General features: G+C 74.8%; 16 protein-coding genes. 9 read left to right on the forward strand and 7 right to left on the reverse strand.

The window, feature by feature from the left end:
• Positions 1-34 precede the first annotated feature (34 nt).
• Positions 35-892, forward strand: a complete 858-nt coding sequence (gene map / locus OG617_RS21755; protein WP_405094867.1) for a type I methionyl aminopeptidase — start codon at positions 35-37, stop codon at positions 890-892.
• Positions 889-1605 carry a VIT1/CCC1 transporter family protein gene (locus tag OG617_RS21760; RefSeq protein ID WP_405094868.1) on the forward strand — a complete coding sequence of 239 codons (717 nt, stop codon included), beginning with the start codon at positions 889-891 and terminating at the stop codon, positions 1603-1605. Before map ends, OG617_RS21760 begins: the two co-directional genes overlap by 4 nt.
• Before the next feature lie 44 nt (positions 1606-1649).
• Here the strand turns inward: OG617_RS21760 and OG617_RS21765 are convergent, their stop codons facing one another.
• The 7 genes from OG617_RS21765 to OG617_RS21795 all read right to left on the reverse strand — a co-directional run bounded on the left by OG617_RS21765 (position 1650) and on the right by OG617_RS21795 (position 8194).
• Positions 1650-2360 carry a nucleotidyltransferase domain-containing protein gene (locus OG617_RS21765; RefSeq protein ID WP_405094869.1) on the reverse strand — a complete coding sequence of 237 codons (711 nt, stop codon included), beginning with the start codon at positions 2358-2360 and terminating at the stop codon, positions 1650-1652.
• 75 nt (positions 2361-2435) lie between these two features.
• Complete coding sequence (locus OG617_RS21770; protein ID WP_405094870.1) at positions 2436-2933, reverse strand: nitroreductase family deazaflavin-dependent oxidoreductase; 498 nt, start codon at positions 2931-2933, stop codon at positions 2436-2438.
• 98 nt (positions 2934-3031) lie between these two features.
• Positions 3032-5863 (reverse strand): FtsX-like permease family protein, encoded by a 2832-nt coding sequence (locus OG617_RS21775; protein ID WP_405094871.1) that lies wholly within the window; start codon positions 5861-5863, stop codon positions 3032-3034.
• A complete protein-coding gene (locus OG617_RS21780; RefSeq protein WP_405094872.1) occupies positions 5860-6627 on the reverse strand; it encodes an ABC transporter ATP-binding protein in 768 nt (255 codons plus the stop codon). Before OG617_RS21780 ends, OG617_RS21775 begins: the two co-directional genes overlap by 4 nt.
• Positions 6624-7205, reverse strand: coding sequence for a PadR family transcriptional regulator (locus tag OG617_RS21785; protein WP_405094873.1), 582 nt, complete (start codon positions 7203-7205; stop codon positions 6624-6626). Before OG617_RS21785 ends, OG617_RS21780 begins: the two co-directional genes overlap by 4 nt.
• A gap of 90 nt (positions 7206-7295) precedes the next feature.
• Positions 7296-7745, reverse strand: coding sequence for a ferritin-like domain-containing protein (locus OG617_RS21790; RefSeq protein WP_405094874.1), 450 nt, complete (start codon positions 7743-7745; stop codon positions 7296-7298).
• Positions 7742-8194 (reverse strand): hypothetical protein, encoded by a 453-nt coding sequence (locus OG617_RS21795; RefSeq protein WP_405103875.1) that lies wholly within the window; start codon positions 8192-8194, stop codon positions 7742-7744. Before OG617_RS21795 ends, OG617_RS21790 begins: the two co-directional genes overlap by 4 nt.
• Before the next feature lie 227 nt (positions 8195-8421).
• Between OG617_RS21795 and rimP the strand changes: the two genes are divergently transcribed.
• From rimP to OG617_RS21830, 7 genes are all read left to right on the forward strand, one after another.
• Positions 8422-9126, forward strand: a complete 705-nt coding sequence (gene rimP, locus OG617_RS21800; protein WP_405094875.1) for a ribosome maturation factor RimP — start codon at positions 8422-8424, stop codon at positions 9124-9126.
• Entirely contained in the window at positions 9123-10166 is a 1044-nt protein-coding gene (nusA, locus tag OG617_RS21805; RefSeq protein WP_405094876.1) for a transcription termination factor NusA, read from the forward strand. Before rimP ends, nusA begins: the two co-directional genes overlap by 4 nt.
• A 16-nt stretch (positions 10167-10182) precedes the next feature.
• Positions 10183-10515, forward strand: coding sequence for a YlxR family protein (locus OG617_RS21810; protein ID WP_396675677.1), 333 nt, complete (start codon positions 10183-10185; stop codon positions 10513-10515).
• 93 nt (positions 10516-10608) lie between these two features.
• Complete coding sequence (gene infB / locus OG617_RS21815) at positions 10609-13641, forward strand: translation initiation factor IF-2 (RefSeq protein ID WP_405094877.1); 3033 nt, start codon at positions 10609-10611, stop codon at positions 13639-13641.
• Positions 13642-13731: 90 nt separating this feature from the next.
• Positions 13732-14028 carry a DUF503 domain-containing protein gene (locus tag OG617_RS21820; RefSeq protein WP_405094878.1) on the forward strand — a complete coding sequence of 99 codons (297 nt, stop codon included), beginning with the start codon at positions 13732-13734 and terminating at the stop codon, positions 14026-14028.
• Positions 14029-14166: 138 nt separating this feature from the next.
• The gene (gene rbfA / locus OG617_RS21825) at positions 14167-14658 is read left to right on the forward strand and encodes a 30S ribosome-binding factor RbfA (protein ID WP_396675672.1); all 492 of its coding nucleotides are present in this window, start codon (positions 14167-14169) and stop codon (positions 14656-14658) included.
• Positions 14655-15728 carry a bifunctional oligoribonuclease/PAP phosphatase NrnA gene (locus tag OG617_RS21830; RefSeq protein ID WP_405094879.1) on the forward strand — a complete coding sequence of 358 codons (1074 nt, stop codon included), beginning with the start codon at positions 14655-14657 and terminating at the stop codon, positions 15726-15728. The genes rbfA and OG617_RS21830 overlap by 4 nt, the downstream gene beginning before the upstream one ends.
• The last annotated feature ends 5 nt before the right edge of the window (positions 15729-15733 follow it).

Raw genomic sequence — 15733 nt, forward strand, 5'->3', positions numbered from 1 at the left:
GTGCCGCGAGCCGGGCCGGCGATAGGCTTGCGCCATGACCGTCCGTGCGCCGCTGACCCCCGGCACGCTCTCCCCGATGCGACCGGTGCCGGGTCACATCGTCCGACCGGAGTACGTCGGCAAGCAGCGTCCCCAGGAGTGGCGCGGCTCGCACGTGCAGACCCCGGAGACCATCGAGAGGATGCGGGTCGCCGGCCGGCTCGCCGCCCAGGCCACCCAGCTCGCCGGGGAGCACTGCAAGCCCGGCGTCACCACCGACGAGATCGACCGGGTGGTGCACGAGTTCCTCTGCGACCACGGGGCCTACCCGTCGACGCTCGGCTACAAGGGCTTCCCGAAATCCTGCTGCACCAGCCTCAACGAGGTGATCTGCCACGGCATCCCGGACTCGACGGTCCTGGCCGACGGCGACATCATCAACGTCGACGTCACCGCGTATCTCGACGGGGTGCACGGCGACACCGACGCGACCTTCTGCGTGGGGGAGGTCAGCGAGGAGGCCCGGCTGCTGGTCGAGCGGACCCACCAGGCGACGATGCGGGGGATCAAGGCGGTCGTTCCGGGCCGGCAGATCAACGTGATCGGCCGGGTCATCGAGTCGTACGCCAAGCGGTTCGGCTACGGCGTGGTCCGCGACTTCACCGGCCACGGCATCGGGGAGTCCTTCCACAGCGGGCTCTACGTGCCGCACTACGACAGCCCCCGCCCCACGGACGTGATGGAGCCGGGGATGACCTTCACCATCGAGCCGATGATCACCCTCGGCACGTACCAGTACGACATGTGGGACGACGGCTGGACGGTGGTCACCAAGGACCGCAGGTGGACGGCCCAGTTCGAGCACACGATCCTCGTGACCGAGGACGGTCACGAGATCCTGACCCTGCCGTGACCGACGTCCCCGCGGCCCTGCGCGAGGCGCACCACGCGGACGTGTCCGGCGGCTGGCTGCGGCCGGCCGTGTTCGGCGCGATGGACGGCCTGGTCACCAACATCGCCCTGATCGCGGGCGTCGGCGGTGGCGGGGTGTCGCCGCGCAGCATCGTGCTCACCGGCACCGCCGGCCTGGTCGCCGGGGCCATCTCGATGGGCCTCGGCGAGTACACCAGCGTCCGGTCGGCCAACGAGCAGGTGGCGGCCGAGGTGGCCAAGGAACGCCGGGAGCTGGAACGGCATCCGGAGGCGGAGGCCCGCGAGCTGGCCGACGCGTGGGTGGCCCGGGGCCTGCCCCGCGACCTGGCCACCCAGGTCGCCGAGGCGGTGCGGCGCAACCCGGAGGAGGCGCTGCGGGTGCACGTCCAGGAGGAACTGGGCGTCGACCCGGACGAGCAGCCGAGCCCGTGGGCGGCGGCGATCTCGTCGTTCCTGTTCTTCTCGGTCGGGGCGCTGGTCCCGCTGCTGACATACCTGTTCGGCTCGACCAGCCTGGCGCTGGCGCTGGCCGTCGGCGGGGTCGGGCTGTTCGTGGCCGGCGCGGTCGTGGCCCGGTTCACCAAGCGTCCCTGGTGGTCCAGCGGCCTGCGGCAGCTCCTGCTCGGCGCGGCGGCGGCCGGCGCGACGTACCTGGTCGGCAGCCTGATCGGCATCCAGGGCGGCGGCCTGTAACCGGCGGCCCCACCGGCCCGCCGGCCACTTCGGGCAGCGGCGGGTCAGCCGGCGAACAGGTCGTCGATCGTGCCGTCGACGGGCCGGCCCCGGGCGGTCAGCTCCTCGGCCTGCCGGGCCAGCACCGCGCCGACCTCGGTCATGTCCGCCCCGGCCAGGCCGGTACGCCGGACCGCGTCCCCCGGGTCGCGGAAGTAGGTGCGGCTGAGCAGCCCGTTCACCGTGGCCGCGGACAGCCGGGCCTCGCCGAGCATCAGCAGCGCCTGGTCCGTCTCGTACCACCCGGCGAGCCGGGCGGCCCGGGAGTGCGCGGCGCAGCCCCGGTACCACGCCTGGCGGGCGGGATCGGTGAACTCCGCCGGCCGGGCCCGGGCCAGCCGGGCCAGGTGCTCGTCGCGCAGCGCCGGAAGCCAGCCGGTCGGGTCGTGCAGCGGCCGGGTGGTGACGTACCGGTCCGCGGTGAGCGGCCACAGCGCGGTGATCGCCCGAGCCCGGCGGAGGTGCTCGTCGGCAGCGGCGACGCTCAGGTCGACCAGGACGCCGTCTACCCGGCGGGTCGCCGAGGCCGGGCCGGCGCCGGGCCGGTACGTGGCGATCAGCAGCCCGACCTCGCCGTCCCCGCCGCCGTCGTCGTCACCGTGGGCCAGCGGGCCGTGCACCGCGACCGCGAGGACATCGGCCGGGAAGCGCCGCCTCGCGGCGTCCGCGACCCGCTCCGCCACCGACCACCTGGGATCGTCCTGGTACGAGTCCACGAACCCACCTCTGCCTCGCCGACCGTCCGGCGACCGGCCGCCGGGAGGGCCGCCGCGACGTCGGCTCCACCCTAGTCACCGGTCGCCGGTGCCGCCCGGACCGCCGCGCCCGGCCGGCACCAGCCGGAAAACGCGGATCTCCCGCCCGCCGGCCCGCTCCACATACGTCCGGTACGCCGGCCACTCGGTGACCAGCAGCGTCCAGAGCCGGTCGCGTTCCGCGCCGGTGGCCATCTCGGCCCGGACCGCCACCCGCCGGCCCTTGACGTCCACCTCCGCCTCGGGGCGCGCGAGCAGGTTCATCGCCCAGCCGGGCTGGTGCTGCTGCCCCCAGTTGGAGCCGATCACCACGTAGGCGTCGCCGTCCGGGACGTACAGCAGGGGGTTGCTGCGCGGCACGCCGGAGCGGCGGCCGGTGGTGGTGATGACGAGCGAGGGGATCAGGCCGAGCGCGACCACCCGGCCCCGGGTGAGCCGGCCGACCACCCGGTCGGCGGGGACGAGCAGCCGGGCCGCCGCGCCGAACCAGCGGTGGTGGCCGAGGCGACGGGTGAGGTTTCCGAGAGCGGGCACCCGACCAGTCTGCGGCCTCCGGCCCGGGGGCGGCACCCCCGAGACCCGAGGTGGGCGCGGGAACGCCCCGGCCGTCAGCCCGAACGCCGTCCCGGGCGTCAGTCGAGGCGGCGCTCGACGGCCAGCCGGGACCGGGTGAACAGACCCGCGCCGAGCATCGCCACCAGCGGCACCACCACCAGCACCCCCAGGGTGAGCCAGGGCACCACGATCGGGTACGGCTCCTCCACCGGCCAGGACTCGGCGTACCGGCGGTTCGTGGCGACCAGGACGATCACGGCGGTGCCCAGCCCGGCCGTGATGCCCAGGGCCGAGCCGAGCCCGGCGATCACCCCGGCCTGGCAGAGCGACAGCACCCGGCGTACCCGGGGGCTGGCGCCCACGGCCGCCAGGGTGGACAGGTCGGCCCGTCCCTCGGCCGCGGCGAGGCCGGTGGCGACGGCCGCCGCGCCGACGGTGATCAGGCCGGAGGCGATGGCCAGCAGCAGCAGGACCGGCCGCTGGTCGGTTTCCGGGTGCCCGCGCTCGACGACCACCTGCAGCGGGGCGAGGCGCTGCAGCTCGGCGTCGAAGCGGTCCTGCTGGTCGGGGGCCGGCGCCGCGTCGGTGGCCAGGATGTAGCCGTGCTGGCGCGCGGCGAGCCCGACCCGGGCGGCGGCGGCGTGGGACAGCACGAGCTGGTCCACCTCGACCTCGCCGCGCAGCACGTACCCGGGCACGGTGGCCCGGACGGTTCCCGTCGACTCCGGTTCGTCGCGTGCCCGCGTCGCCACGAGGGTGACCCGGCCGTCGAGGACGTAGCGCGGGTCGGTCACCACGGCACCGCCGGCCCGCAGCACCCGGCGGGCAGCGGCGATCTCCTGCGGGGCGGCGCCGGTGAGCGCGGGCAACGCGTCACCCTCGTCCACCACCGACGACAGCGAGTAGCCGTTGCGTACGCCCGACAGCCATTCGGAGCAGCGTGGGTCGGCCCGGACGCGCAGCCGGACGGCGGCGTCCTGGAGCTGCGGCGCCTCGTACGGGCAGAGCTGTCCGGGCGGCAGCTCCGCCTGGACGTCGCACCATTCTCCGGCGGGGGCGGGGGCGGGGGCGGCTGGCGTGGCGGGCGTGGCGCAGGCCGGTGTGTCGATCCGGGCCACCGCGTTGGGCGGCAGCTCGGCGGCCGCGACCTCGGCGACCCGGGCCACCGGCGGCAGCGTCCCGGTCGCGGCGCCGGAGCCGACGACCAGGACGTGGCCGTACGGCAGGCCCGGCCGGTAGGTGGCTGTCGTCCGCGCGTCGTCGCTGGCCACGTACACGCCGAGGGCGACGCTGCCGGCGACCGCGGCCATCACCGCCGAGATGGCCGGTGCGGCCGAGGCGCGGTTGCGGCTCGCGTCCCGCAGCGCGACCCGGGGGGCCAGCGGCAGCCATCGGCCGGCCCGGGCGAGCAACCCGACCAGCGTCGGGGTGGCGAAGACCAGCCCCAGCTCGCCGAGCACCAGGCCGGCGAAGAGCACCGTCGTGCTCTGGGCGGCGCCGAGCGCGGCCACCGCCGCGCCGCCCACCGTCAGCACCGCCCCGATCAGCGGCCAGCGCCGCCGGTGCGGTGGCGTGGTGCGCCGGCCCGCCAGCCCGGCCACCACGTCCTGCCGGGCGGCGGTCCAGGCCGGCGCGAGCGCCGCGAGCACCCCGGCCAGCACCGCGACCGCGGCGATCGCCGCCAGCGCGGCCGGAAAGATCCGGTACGCCCCGAAGCGCGCCTGGAAGACGTACTCCTCGGTCAGGGGCCGGGCGGCGAGCGCGGCGGCGACGCCCAGCGCCAGCCCGGCGGCGGCCCCGGCGCAGCCCAGCACCACCCCGCCGGCCAGCACGATGCGGCGCAGGTGGGCGGCGTCCCCGCCGGCCACGGCGACCAGGGCGAGGTCCCGGCGTCGGCGGCGTACCCCGACGGCGAACGCCGGCCCCACCAGCAGCACGACCTCCAGCAGGCCGAGGCCGCCGATCAACACCGCGTTGCCGGCCTCCTCGGCGCTCACCGGCGCGTCGAGCAGCCCGGCGTCGACGCCGGGGTGGGGCGCCGGGGTGCGGGCGACCACCACGATCCCGCGCGCGTTGAGCCGGTCGGTCAGGCCGGGGTCGACGCCGTCCGGCAGGTCGACGAACCACCTCGTCTGGCCCCGCGACTCGACCGGGGTGCCGGGCGCCGGTGGCAGGGCCACCGTGGGGCCCAGTCCGTCGGGGAACTCCACCACCCCGACCACGGTCCGGTCGCCCGAGCCGTCGGCCGGGGCGACCCGGTCGCCGAGCCGGACGTGCAGCTGGCGCAGCGCCGCCTGGTTCAGCCCGATCTCGTCGGCGGCCGTCGGCGGGCGGCCGGCGAGCTGCCGGGCCTGCCCGCGCAGCAGCGGGTCGGTGAGGTCGAGCTGCCGGCCGTCGAACGTCTTGCGCCGGTTGCCGACGCGCGCCTCGAACGGCACCCACCACTGCACCTTGCCGACCCGGGTGCCGGCCGGGAGTTGGGCGGTCAGCTCGGCGGCGGTGACCGGCCGGTTCCGGTGCCGGACGCCCTCGCGCGGGTAGCCGTTGTCGCCCCAGGCGTCCTGCACCAGTGGGCCGTCGGCCAGCCAGCGCAGCTCCGCGTCGGCGGTGCCGAGCTGGCGGTCGATCCGCTCGGCCCGGGTCAGCCGGGACATGTCGTAGCTGACGGCGGCGAAGGCCAGCGCCAGCACGGGCAGGGTGATCATCGCGAGCACCAGAGCGGTGCGACCCCGGGCCCGCCCGGCCTCCCGCCGCGCGATGCGCAGCGCGGCCCGCCAGGAGCGCAGCGCCGCCACGATCCGCCGCTGCCGGGCGCTGTCGTCGGTCCCGCCCGCCGGGGCCGGCCGCGGCACGTCGGCCGGGCGCCGGTCCCGCCGCGGCGGGACGGTGGCCGCCCGCTTCGGGCTCACCGGCCGCTGCCGGCCAGGAACTGCTCGACGCCGCCCAGCGGCGCCGTCGAGTCCACCATGACTCCGTCGCGCAGGAACACCACCCGGTCGGCCCAGGCGGCGTGCCGGGCCTCGTGGGTGACCAGCACGGCGGCGGCACCCGCGTCGACCCGGCGGCGCAGCAGGCGCAGCACCGCCTCGCCGGTCTGCGAGTCCAGCGCGCCGGTCGGCTCGTCGGCGAGGACGAGGCGCCGCTCGCCGACCAGGGCCCGGGCGATGGCCACCCGCTGCTGCTGCCCGCCGGACAACTGGTCCGGGAAGCGTCCGCCCAGCTCGGTCAGCCCCACCTCGTCGAGCGCGACCTGGGCCGCCCGCCGCGACTGGCGGACGCCGACGCCGTCCAGTTCGAGGGGGAGCGCGACGTTCTCGGCGGCGGTGAGGCTGCCCAGCAGGTTGAGGTTCTGGAAGATGTAGCCGATCCGCCGGCGGCGTACCCGGGCCAGCGCGCGGCGGTCGAGCGCGCCCAGCGGCTGCCCCTCGACGAGGATCTCGCCCGCGGTCGGCCCGTCGAGCCCGCCGGCCAGGGCGAGCAGGGTGGACTTGCCGGAGCCGGAGGGCCCCATCACCGCGACCAGTTCGCCGGGGCCGACGGTGAGGCTGACCCCGCGCAGGGCGTGCACGGCGGCCTCGCCGCTGCCGTGGGTGCGGTGGACGTCGCGCAGGTCCAGCACCGCCGCTCCGGGTGCGGTGGGGCGGGCTCCCGGCGCGTCGTCCGGTCCGCTCACCGCCGTGCCTCCTCGCCGTCCCGACCCGCTGTGTCCGTCGACCGGCTGCCGGGCCCCGCTGCCGGCCGGTACCGCACGAGGCTCGTCTCGCAGTGGTCCAGCCAGCGGACCTCCGCCTCGGCCTGGAACACCATCGCGTCCAGCACCAGCCGCCAGGGCAGGTCCTCGGGGCGGTCGCTGGCGTACTTCAACCGGGTCAACTCCTGCAAGGTCCGCATGGTGGCGGTGCGCTGGGTCTGCACCACCGATCGCACGTCCACGCCCGGCGTGGTCAGCGCGAGGGCCAGCTTGATGGCCAGCTCGTCGCGGGGCCGGTCGGTCCGGCTGAGCGGGGTCGCGAACCACAGCGCGAGGTCCGTCCGCCCGGCGTCGGTGATCTCGTACGGCCGCTGCCCGCCCTCGTTCTCCGGCAGCGGGCGCACCAGCCCGTCCCGTTCCAGCCGGGACAGGGTGGTGTAGACCTGCCCGATGTTCAGCGGCCACGTCGAGCCGGTCGACTCCTCGAACGCGGCCCGGAGCTGGTAGCCGTACATCTGGCCGCGTTCGAGCAGCGCGAGCAGGCCGTGACGGATGGACATGGCTCCGGAGTATGCATACCTGGTATGCCACCCGCAACCGGGGACGGCGGCCGGCGGTCGCACGGTGAGCGGCGAAACGCTCGTGGCCGGTCAGTCGGGCCGACCGGGGAACGCGACGGTGACCGGAGTCACCCCCGCGGTGCGCCGCCAGCGGGTGGCCCGCACCGCGCAGTCGGTCAGCGCCGCGAGGGCCCGGTTACGGTCCGCGCCGGTGGTGTGCGGCAGCGCCGCCCGCCAGAACGCGGCGGTGCGTTCCTCCACCTCGACCGCCAGCCGCAGCGCGCTGGCCGCGTCGGTGACCGGGAAGGGCAGCGCGTACCCGGCCTTGTCGGCTGGGACCGGGTCGCCGGCCGCGCTGAGCTGGAGCACCAGCGCGTCGCGCCGGGCCCGGTGCGCCGCCTCGGCCCGGCGGGCGGCCGTGCGGGCGGCGTCGGTGAGCCGGACCCCGATCGGCGCGTACGCGAAGATCGCGGCGTATTCGGCGGCGAGCGCGTCGGCGAGCGCCTGGGCCGGCCCGGACGGTGTCTGTCGGCGGATCACTTCAGCGCCTCCACGTGGGTGGCCCGGGCGGCGGCGATCGAGCCGAGCAGCGCCGCCCGCTCGGCCGGCGCCCCGGCGCAGAGCTTCGCGGCCGACTCGCGCCCGCGCTGCTCCGCCTGGCGCAGGCCGGTCAGCGTCGCCGTCCGGTCGCCGCCGGCGCTGGCCCCGGCCGACGGCGGGCCCGAGGACGCGGACACCGGGCGGCCGAACAGCTTCGCCAGTTCGGCGGCGTGCGCCTCGTGGGCCTCGGCGATCGGGGTGAGCATTCCGGCCAGGCCCGGGTCGGCGGCCAGCGCGGCGCGGTGCCGGGCGGCCAGCTCGCGTGCCTCGGCGGCGAGGGGTTCGAGCGGGTCGGGGGCCGGGTCCGGCTCGTCACCGTCGAAAAGATCACAGCCGGTCAGCACCCCGGTGGCACCGCCGAGTGTCAGCAGCGCGCTGACCCGCAGCAGGTTTCGCCGGGAATGTCCTGGTCCCCGGTCGCGCTGTGTCGTTCTGCCCTTCGCCACCGGGCAAGTCAACACTATTCGAGCGCGGACGTGGGCGACCGACGTCGGTGCGCCGCCCGGCCCGCCGCGCGGTGAGCGCGTTACGCTCTGCGCAACCACCGGTGCTCTGCCCCGGTGGTGCGCCGGCATGGCGTCCGACCGGGCGCCGTCGATCACGAAAGGTGCGCCAGATGACGCAGCGTGGCCGTGCCACCAGGTCGACGGGGCCGACGGGGAAACCCCGACGCGCCGACGGCCCCCGGGGCGGTGACCGCGTCGGCAGCCCCCGGGGCGACCTCGCGGCCCGGCGGGCCCGGTTGCGCGCGGTGATCGAGCCGGTCGTCAACGAGGCCGGGTACGACCTGGAGGACGTCACCGTCTCCCCAGCCGGCCGCCGGCACGTGGTGCGGGTGATCGTGGACGCAGACGGCGGGATCAGCCTGGACGCGGTGGCGGACGTCTCCCGGGCCGTCTCCGCCGCGCTCGACGCGGCCGAGGAGGCCGGCGGCGACATCCTGGCCGGCGAGTACCAGCTGGAGGTCAGCTCCCCCGGGGTGGACCGGCCGCTCACCCTGCCCCGGCACTGGCGGCGTAACGTCGGCCGGCTGGTGAAGGTGACCGCCCGGGGCGGGCTGCCCGGGCAGCGCGCCGACCAACCCGCCGAGCAGCCCGCCGGCGACCGCCAGGTCACCGGCCGGGTGGTCGAGGCCGACGACGAGCGCGTGGTGCTGGAGACCGACTCCGGCCGCGCGGAGTTCCGCCACGCGGAGCTCGGCCCCGGCCGGGTTCAGGTCGAGTTCAGCCGCCTCGACGAGGTGGGCGACGACGAGCTCGGCGACAACGAGGACATTGACGACATCGACGACGAAGATGATGTGGAGGACGAGGAGAGGTGAACATCGACCTCGCGGCGCTGCGCGCACTCGAGCGCGAGCGGGAGATCCCGTTCGACACGATTCTCGCGGCGATCGAGACCGCGCTGCTGACCGCCTACCGGCACACCGACGGGGCCGAATCGCACGCCCGGGTGGAGATCGACCGGAAGACCGGCGCGGCGCTGGTCTACGCCCAGGAGCTGGACGAAGACGGCAGCGTGGTGCGGGAGCGGGACGACACCCCGCACGACTTCGGCCGGATCGCGGCCATGACCGCCAAACAGGTGATCCTCCAGCGGCTGCGGGAGGCCACCGACGAGGTGCACTTCGGCGAGTACGTCGGCCGCGACGGTGACCTGGTCACCGGCGTGGTGCAGGCGCACGAGGCGCGTTCCGAGAAGGGCATCGTCAGCGTCGACCTCGGCAAGCTGGAGGGCGTGCTGCCGCAGTCCGAGCAGGTCCCCGGCGAGCGGTACACGCACGGCGAGCGGATCCGCTGCGTCGTGGTGCACGTCGCCAAGGGGATGCGCGGCCCGCAGATCACCCTCTCCCGGTCCCACCCGGCGCTGGTGAAGAAGCTGTTCGCGCTGGAGGTCCCGGAGATTGCCGACGGCACCGTGGAGATCGGCGCCATCGCCCGCGAGGCCGGCCACCGCACGAAGATCGCGGTGCGTTCCACCACACCGGGCGTGAACGCCAAGGGCGCCTGCATCGGCCCGATGGGCCAGCGCGTCCGCGCGGTGATGAGCGAGCTGCACGGTGAGAAGATCGACATCATCGACTGGTCGGACGACCCGGCCACCTTCGTCGGCAACGCGCTGTCGCCGGCCAAGGCGCTGCGGGTCGAGGTGGTCGACCTGGCCACCCGCACCGCCCGGGTGACCGTGCCGGACTTCCAGCTCTCGCTGGCGATCGGCCGGGAGGGGCAGAACGCCCGACTTGCGGCCCGAATGACCGGTTGGCGGATCGACATCCGGTCGGATGCGGAGCAGGCCACCACGTCCGCGCGGAGCGGGGCTGATCACGTCCGGGAGCCGGGCGGAGCGATCTCGGGAAGCTAGGGGTAGACTTCTTCCGGTGGTACGACGCGCGCTGCCGGAGCGCACCTGTGTGGGTTGCCGGCGACGTGCGCCGGCCAGCGAATTGCTGCGAATGGTCGCGGTCGGCAACGAGGCTGGTCACAGCCTCCGTCCCGACCCGGCTCGCAGGCTGCCGGGTCGGGGAGCGAACATGCACCCGGATCCGGCCTGCTTCGCGCTGGCGGTGCGGCGGCGTGCCTTCGGGCGTGCGCTGCGGGTCACCGGGGTCGTCGATCACGGTGAGCTGGCCGAGCATCTCGATGCGCCAACCACTACGTCAGGTCATCCCGACCAGGCGAGGGTCGCTAGCAAGGTAGGACGACCGACATGAGCACACGATGAAGTTCCTGAAATGACCAGGCTTCAAGTGCACGAGTGAGGTTGTTGCGGGTGCTGCCCGCACGACCTCGGAGTGAGGAGTGCAGTGGCAGGTAAGGCCCGCGTACACGAGCTTGCTAAAGAGCTCGGGGTCGAAAGCAAGACCGTTCTCGCCAAGCTGAAGGAAATGGGCGAGTTCGTGAAGTCCGCGTCCAGCACCGTCGAGGCGCCCGTCGCCCGGCGGCTGCGCAACGCATTTGTCGCCTCCGCCGGTTCCCCGGCGCCGTCCGCCCCTCCGGCGGCCGCCCCGAGTGCGACGTCGACCCCGACTCCTTCCCCGTCCCCGTCCCCGGGTGCACCCCGGGTCGCGGCGAAGCCGATGCCGCCGCGGCGGCCCGGCCCGCCGACCCCCGGCCCGAAGCCCAAGGGGCCAGTTCCCGGCCTGCCGCAGCCGGCGACCCCGGTCGCCAAGCCGGCGAGTGCCCACGACATCGAGGTGGCGGCCGCCGAGGCGCGCGCCGCCGCGCTGAAGGCCGAGCAGGAGGCCGCGGTCAAGGCCGCCCAGGCCGCCCGGCAGCAGCAGCGAGAGAACGTCCGTCGGGAGCCACCCGCCGAGGGTGGTCCCCGTCCCGGCCCGCGCCCGAACACGGGTCCGGGCACGGGTCCGGGTGCGATGCCGCCCCGGCCGGGCTCCCCGGCCGCCGGTCGCCCCGGCACGCCGGCCCCGGGCCCGGGTGCCCGTCCGGGCGGTCGTCCGCCGGCGCGCAGCGCTGGTAACAACCCGTTCGGTATCCAGGGCGGTCAGCAGCAGCGGCCCCCGGCCGCCGGTGGTGGCGGTCCCCGCCCGAACCCGTCGGCGATGCCGCCTCGGCCGAGTCCGGCCTCCATGCCGCCTCGGCCCAGCCCGGCCTCCATGCCGAGCCAGCGCCCCGGTCGTCCCGCTGGCGGCCCTGGCGCGGGTCGTCCCGGTGGCGGCGGTGGCGCGGGTCGTCCCGCCGGTGGCGGCGGTGGCTTCCGTGGCGGTCCCGGTGGCGGCGGCGGTGGCGGTGGCTTCCGCGGCGGTCCCGGCGGTGCCGGTGCCGGTGCTGGTGGCGGCGGCTACCGTGGCGGTCCCGGTGGCGGCGGTGGTGCTCCCGGCGGCGGTTTCCGCCCGGGTGCCCCGGCCGGTGGCGGTGGTCGTCCGGGTGGTGGCGGCCGTGGCCGTGGCGGCGGCGCCGCGGGTGCCTTCGGGCGTCCGGGCGGTAGGCCGACCCGTGGCCGCAAGTCCAAGAAGCAGCGCAGACAGGAGTTCGACAACCTGTCGGCCCCGACCATGAGCTCGGGTGCCCCCCGGGGTCAGGGTCAGGTCGTCAGGCTCTCCCGTGGCGCCTCGCTGTCGGACTTCGCCGACAGGATCAACGCCAACCCGGGTTCGCTGGTCCAGGAGATGTTCAACCTGGGCGAGATGGTCACGGCGACCCAGTCCTGCTCTGACGAGACCCTGCTGCTGCTGGGTGAGCACCTCGGCTTCGACGTGCAGATCGTCAGCCCGGAGGACGAGGACCGCGAGCTGCTCGCGCAGTTCAACATCGACCTCGACGCCGAGGTCGCGGAGGACCGCCTGGTCAGTCGTGCGCCGGTCGTGACCGTCATGGGTCACGTCGACCACGGTAAGACCAAGCTGCTCGACGCGATCCGCAAGGCGAACGTCGTGGCCGGCGAGGCGGGTGGCATCACCCAGCACATCGGTGCCTACCAGGTCCACGTCCCGCACGACGGCGTGGACCGGGCGGTGACCTTCATCGACACCCCGGGCCACGAGGCGTTCACCGCCATGCGTGCCCGTGGCGCCCAGGTCACCGACATCGTGGTGCTGGTGGTCGCGGCCGACGACGGCGTGATGCCGCAGACGATCGAGGCGTTGAACCACGCCAAGGCGGCCGACGTGCCGATCGTGGTCGCGGTCAACAAGATCGACAAGCCGGACGCCAACCCGGACAAGGTCCGCCAGCAGCTGACCGAGTACGGGCTCGTCGCCGAGGAGTATGGCGGCGAGACGATGTTCGTCAACGTGGCCGCGAAGCCGGGCATCGGCATCGAGGAGCTGCTGGAGGCGGTCCTGCTGACCGCCGACGCGTCGCTGGAGCTGACCGCTCCGATCGACGGGCCGGCGCAGGGTGTGGCCATCGAGGCGCACCTCGACAAGGGTCGCGGTGCGGTGGCGACGGTGCTGGTGCAGAAGGGCACCCTGCGGGCGGGCGACTCCATCGTCGCCGGCGGGGCGCACGGCCGGGTCCGGGCGATGCTCGACGAGAACGGCAACCAGGTCGCCGAGGCGGGTCCGGCCCGTCCGGTGCTGGTGCTCGGTCTCACCGCGGTCCCCGGGGCGGGCGACACCTTCCTCGCTGCGGCGGACGACCGCACGGTGCGTCAGATCGCCGAGCAGCGGCAGGCACGGCGGCGGGCGGCGTCCTTCGCCAACTCCCGTGGCCGGGCCACCCTCGAGACGCTCATGGAGCAGCTCAAGGAGGGCGAGAAGACCTCGCTCAACCTGGTGCTCAAGGGCGACGTCTCCGGTTCCGTGGAGGCCCTCGAGGACGCCCTGTTCAACCTGGACATCCCGGAGGAGGTCCAGCTCAGGATCATCCACCGGGGCGTGGGTGCGATCACCGAGAGCGACGTCATGCTCGCGAGTGCCTCGTCCGAGGCGGTCACGATCATCGGCTTCAACGTGCGGGCCGCCAACAAGGTCCGCGAGATCGCCGACCGCGAGGGCGTGGAGATCCGGTACTACACGGTCATCTACCAGGCCATCGAGGAGATCGACGCCGCGCTCAAGGGGCTGCTCAAGCCGGAGTACGAGGAGGTCGAGCTGGGCAGCGCGGAGATCCGCGACGTGTTCCGCTCGTCCAAGGTCGGCAACATCTCCGGCTGTATCGTCCGGTCCGGGATCCTGCGCCGCAACGCCAAGGCGCGGCTGCTGCGGGACGGGCAGGTGGTGGCGGACAACCTCACCATCAGCTCGCTCAAGCGGTTCAAGGACGACGCGACGGAGGTCCGCGAGGGCTTCGAGTGCGGTCTGACCCTGACCGGGTACAACAACGTTCAGGTCGGCGACATCATCGAGACCTTCGAGATGCGGGAGAAGCCGCGCGCCTGACCCGTTCGACACAGTGATCAAGGGGTTTACGCCGTTGCGGGCGTAAACCCCTTGATCATGTGGGGGTCACTGCGGGTATCGTCCGAGGCGATGTTCACCGGAACCGCGGTCTTCGACCTGCTGCTGCCGGGCGACTCCCGGTCGCTCAAAGCCAAGAGATCATATGTACGGCCGATCGTGGCGGCGCTGCGCCGCTTCGAGGTGTCGGCCGCCGAGGTGGGAGCGCTCGACCTGCACGGTCGGGCGGAGATAGCCGTGGCCGTGGTGGCTGCGGAAGGCGCGCACGTGCGCGATGTGCTCGACTCGTGCGAGCACCTGGTCGCGGGCCGTCCCGAGGTCGAGCTGCTCTCGGTGCGTCGCCACCTGTACGGCGACGGCGACGACTGACCGGCGCCGGGCGGTGACGCCCGTGCCCGGCGGTCGACCCGCCTGTGAAGGTAGTGTTCGAATTGTTGGCTGGTCGGATCCGGCGGCGCACCGTGCCCCCGGACCGGCCGGGAGTAGGACGCCGTGGAGGTGGGCGAGATGACGGATCCGGCCAAGGTACGCCGGCACGCGGAGCGGATTCGCGAACTGGTCGCGTCGGTGGTGCGGAGCCAGATCAAGGACCCCCGGCTCGGCATGATCACTATCACAGACGCCCGGATCACCGCCGATCTGCGCGACGCGACGGTCTTCTACACCGTCCTCGGCGACGCGGCGGAGCAGACCAGCACGGCGGCGGCGCTGGAGAGCGCCAAGGGGATGCTGCGCAGCACGGTCGGCAAGGCTCTCGGGCTGCGCCACTCGCCGTCGCTGACCTTCGTCCTCGACGACGTGCAGGACCAGGTCAAGCAGATCGACGACCTGCTGGTCCAGGCCCGCACCGCCGACGCCGAGGTGCAGCGCCTCGCCGCCGGCGCCCGGTACGCGGGCGAGGCCCAGCCGTACCGGGTGGACGACGAGGACGAGGACGGGGACTCCGCCGACGAGGGGGCCGCCGACGAGCAGACCCCGCGCGGCGCGGACCGGCCATGACAGGGGTCGCCGCCGGGCCCGCCGACACCGGCCCTGCCGTCGCCCTGCCCGCCGTCGGGCCCGGCCCGGGCGAGGCCGACTGGGCCGCCGCCGTCGCGGCGGTGCGCGGCCTGCCGGCCGACGCCCGGGTCCTGCTGATCTGCCACGTCAACCCCGACGGGGACGCGCTGGGCAGCATGCTCGGCTTCGGGCTGGGCCTGCGGCAGCTCGGCGTACGCCGGTTGCAGGCGACCTTCCCCGGCCCGCCGGAGGTGCCGGAGCCGATCCGCGGCCTGCCCGGGATGGACCTGCTGGTCCCGGAGGCGGACGCCGACCCGGCGCCGGAGCTGGTCGTCTGCTTCGACGCGGCGAGCGAGTCGCGGCTCGGCGGCCTGGTGGACCGGCTGGAGACCGCCGGGGCCGCGCTGGTGCTCGACCACCACGCCTCGAACACCCGGTTCGGCGGGATCAACCTGGTCGACCCCCGGGCGGCGGCCACCTCGGTGCTGGCCGAGGAGCTGCTGACCCGGCTCGGGGTGACCCTGGACGCGGCGATCGCCGAGTGCCTCTACGTCGCGCTGACCACCGACACCGGGTCGTTCCGGTTCGAGGCGACCACCCCGGCGGTGCACGAGCTGGCGGCCCGGCTGCTGGCCACCGGAATCCGGCCCGGTGACATCTCCCGCCGGGTCTTCGACACCCGGCCCTTCGGCGCGGTGCGGCTGTTCGGCGAGGTGCTCTGCCGGGCCCGCCTGGAGCCGCTGGCGGCCGGCGGCCACGGCCTCGTCTGGACGTACGCCACGCTCGACGACCTGGCCCGGCACGACCAGCGACCGTACGTGCTGGAGGCCCTGATCGACTCGGTCCGGTGCACCGCCGAGGCCGACGTGAGCTGCGTGGTCAAGCAGGTCCGCCCGGCGGAGTGGGCGGTGTCGATGCGCAGCAAGGGTGCGGTGGACGTGAGCCGCGTCGCGGTCGCCCTCGGCGGTGGCGGTCATCGGCTCGCGGCCGGTTTCACCGGTCGCGGCACCGTCGAGGACGTGGTGGCCGGCATCCGCACCGAGCTGGACAAGGCGTTGATCGAGGCATAGATCAG

The organism is Micromonospora sp. NBC_01412 (assembly GCF_045040215.1).
GTDB classification, from domain to species: domain Bacteria; phylum Actinomycetota; class Actinomycetes; order Mycobacteriales; family Micromonosporaceae; genus Micromonospora; species Micromonospora rubida.

Excerpts from the sequence above, each read along its gene's own strand:
- OG617_RS21830 (WP_405094879.1), top strand. The coding sequence starts at position 14,655 with ATGACAGGGGTCGCCGCCGGGCCCGCCGACACCGGCCCTGCCGTCGCC.
- OG617_RS21820 (WP_405094878.1), top strand. The coding sequence starts at position 13,732 with ATGTTCACCGGAACCGCGGTCTTCGACCTGCTGCTGCCGGGCGACTCC.
- rimP (WP_405094875.1), top strand. The coding sequence starts at position 8,422 with ATGACGCAGCGTGGCCGTGCCACCAGGTCGACGGGGCCGACGGGGAAA.
- OG617_RS21785 (WP_405094873.1), bottom strand. The coding sequence starts at position 7,205 with ATGTCCATCCGTCACGGCCTGCTCGCGCTGCTCGAACGCGGCCAGATG.
- rbfA (WP_396675672.1), top strand. The coding sequence starts at position 14,167 with ATGACGGATCCGGCCAAGGTACGCCGGCACGCGGAGCGGATTCGCGAA.
- map (WP_405094867.1), top strand. The coding sequence starts at position 35 with ATGACCGTCCGTGCGCCGCTGACCCCCGGCACGCTCTCCCCGATGCGA.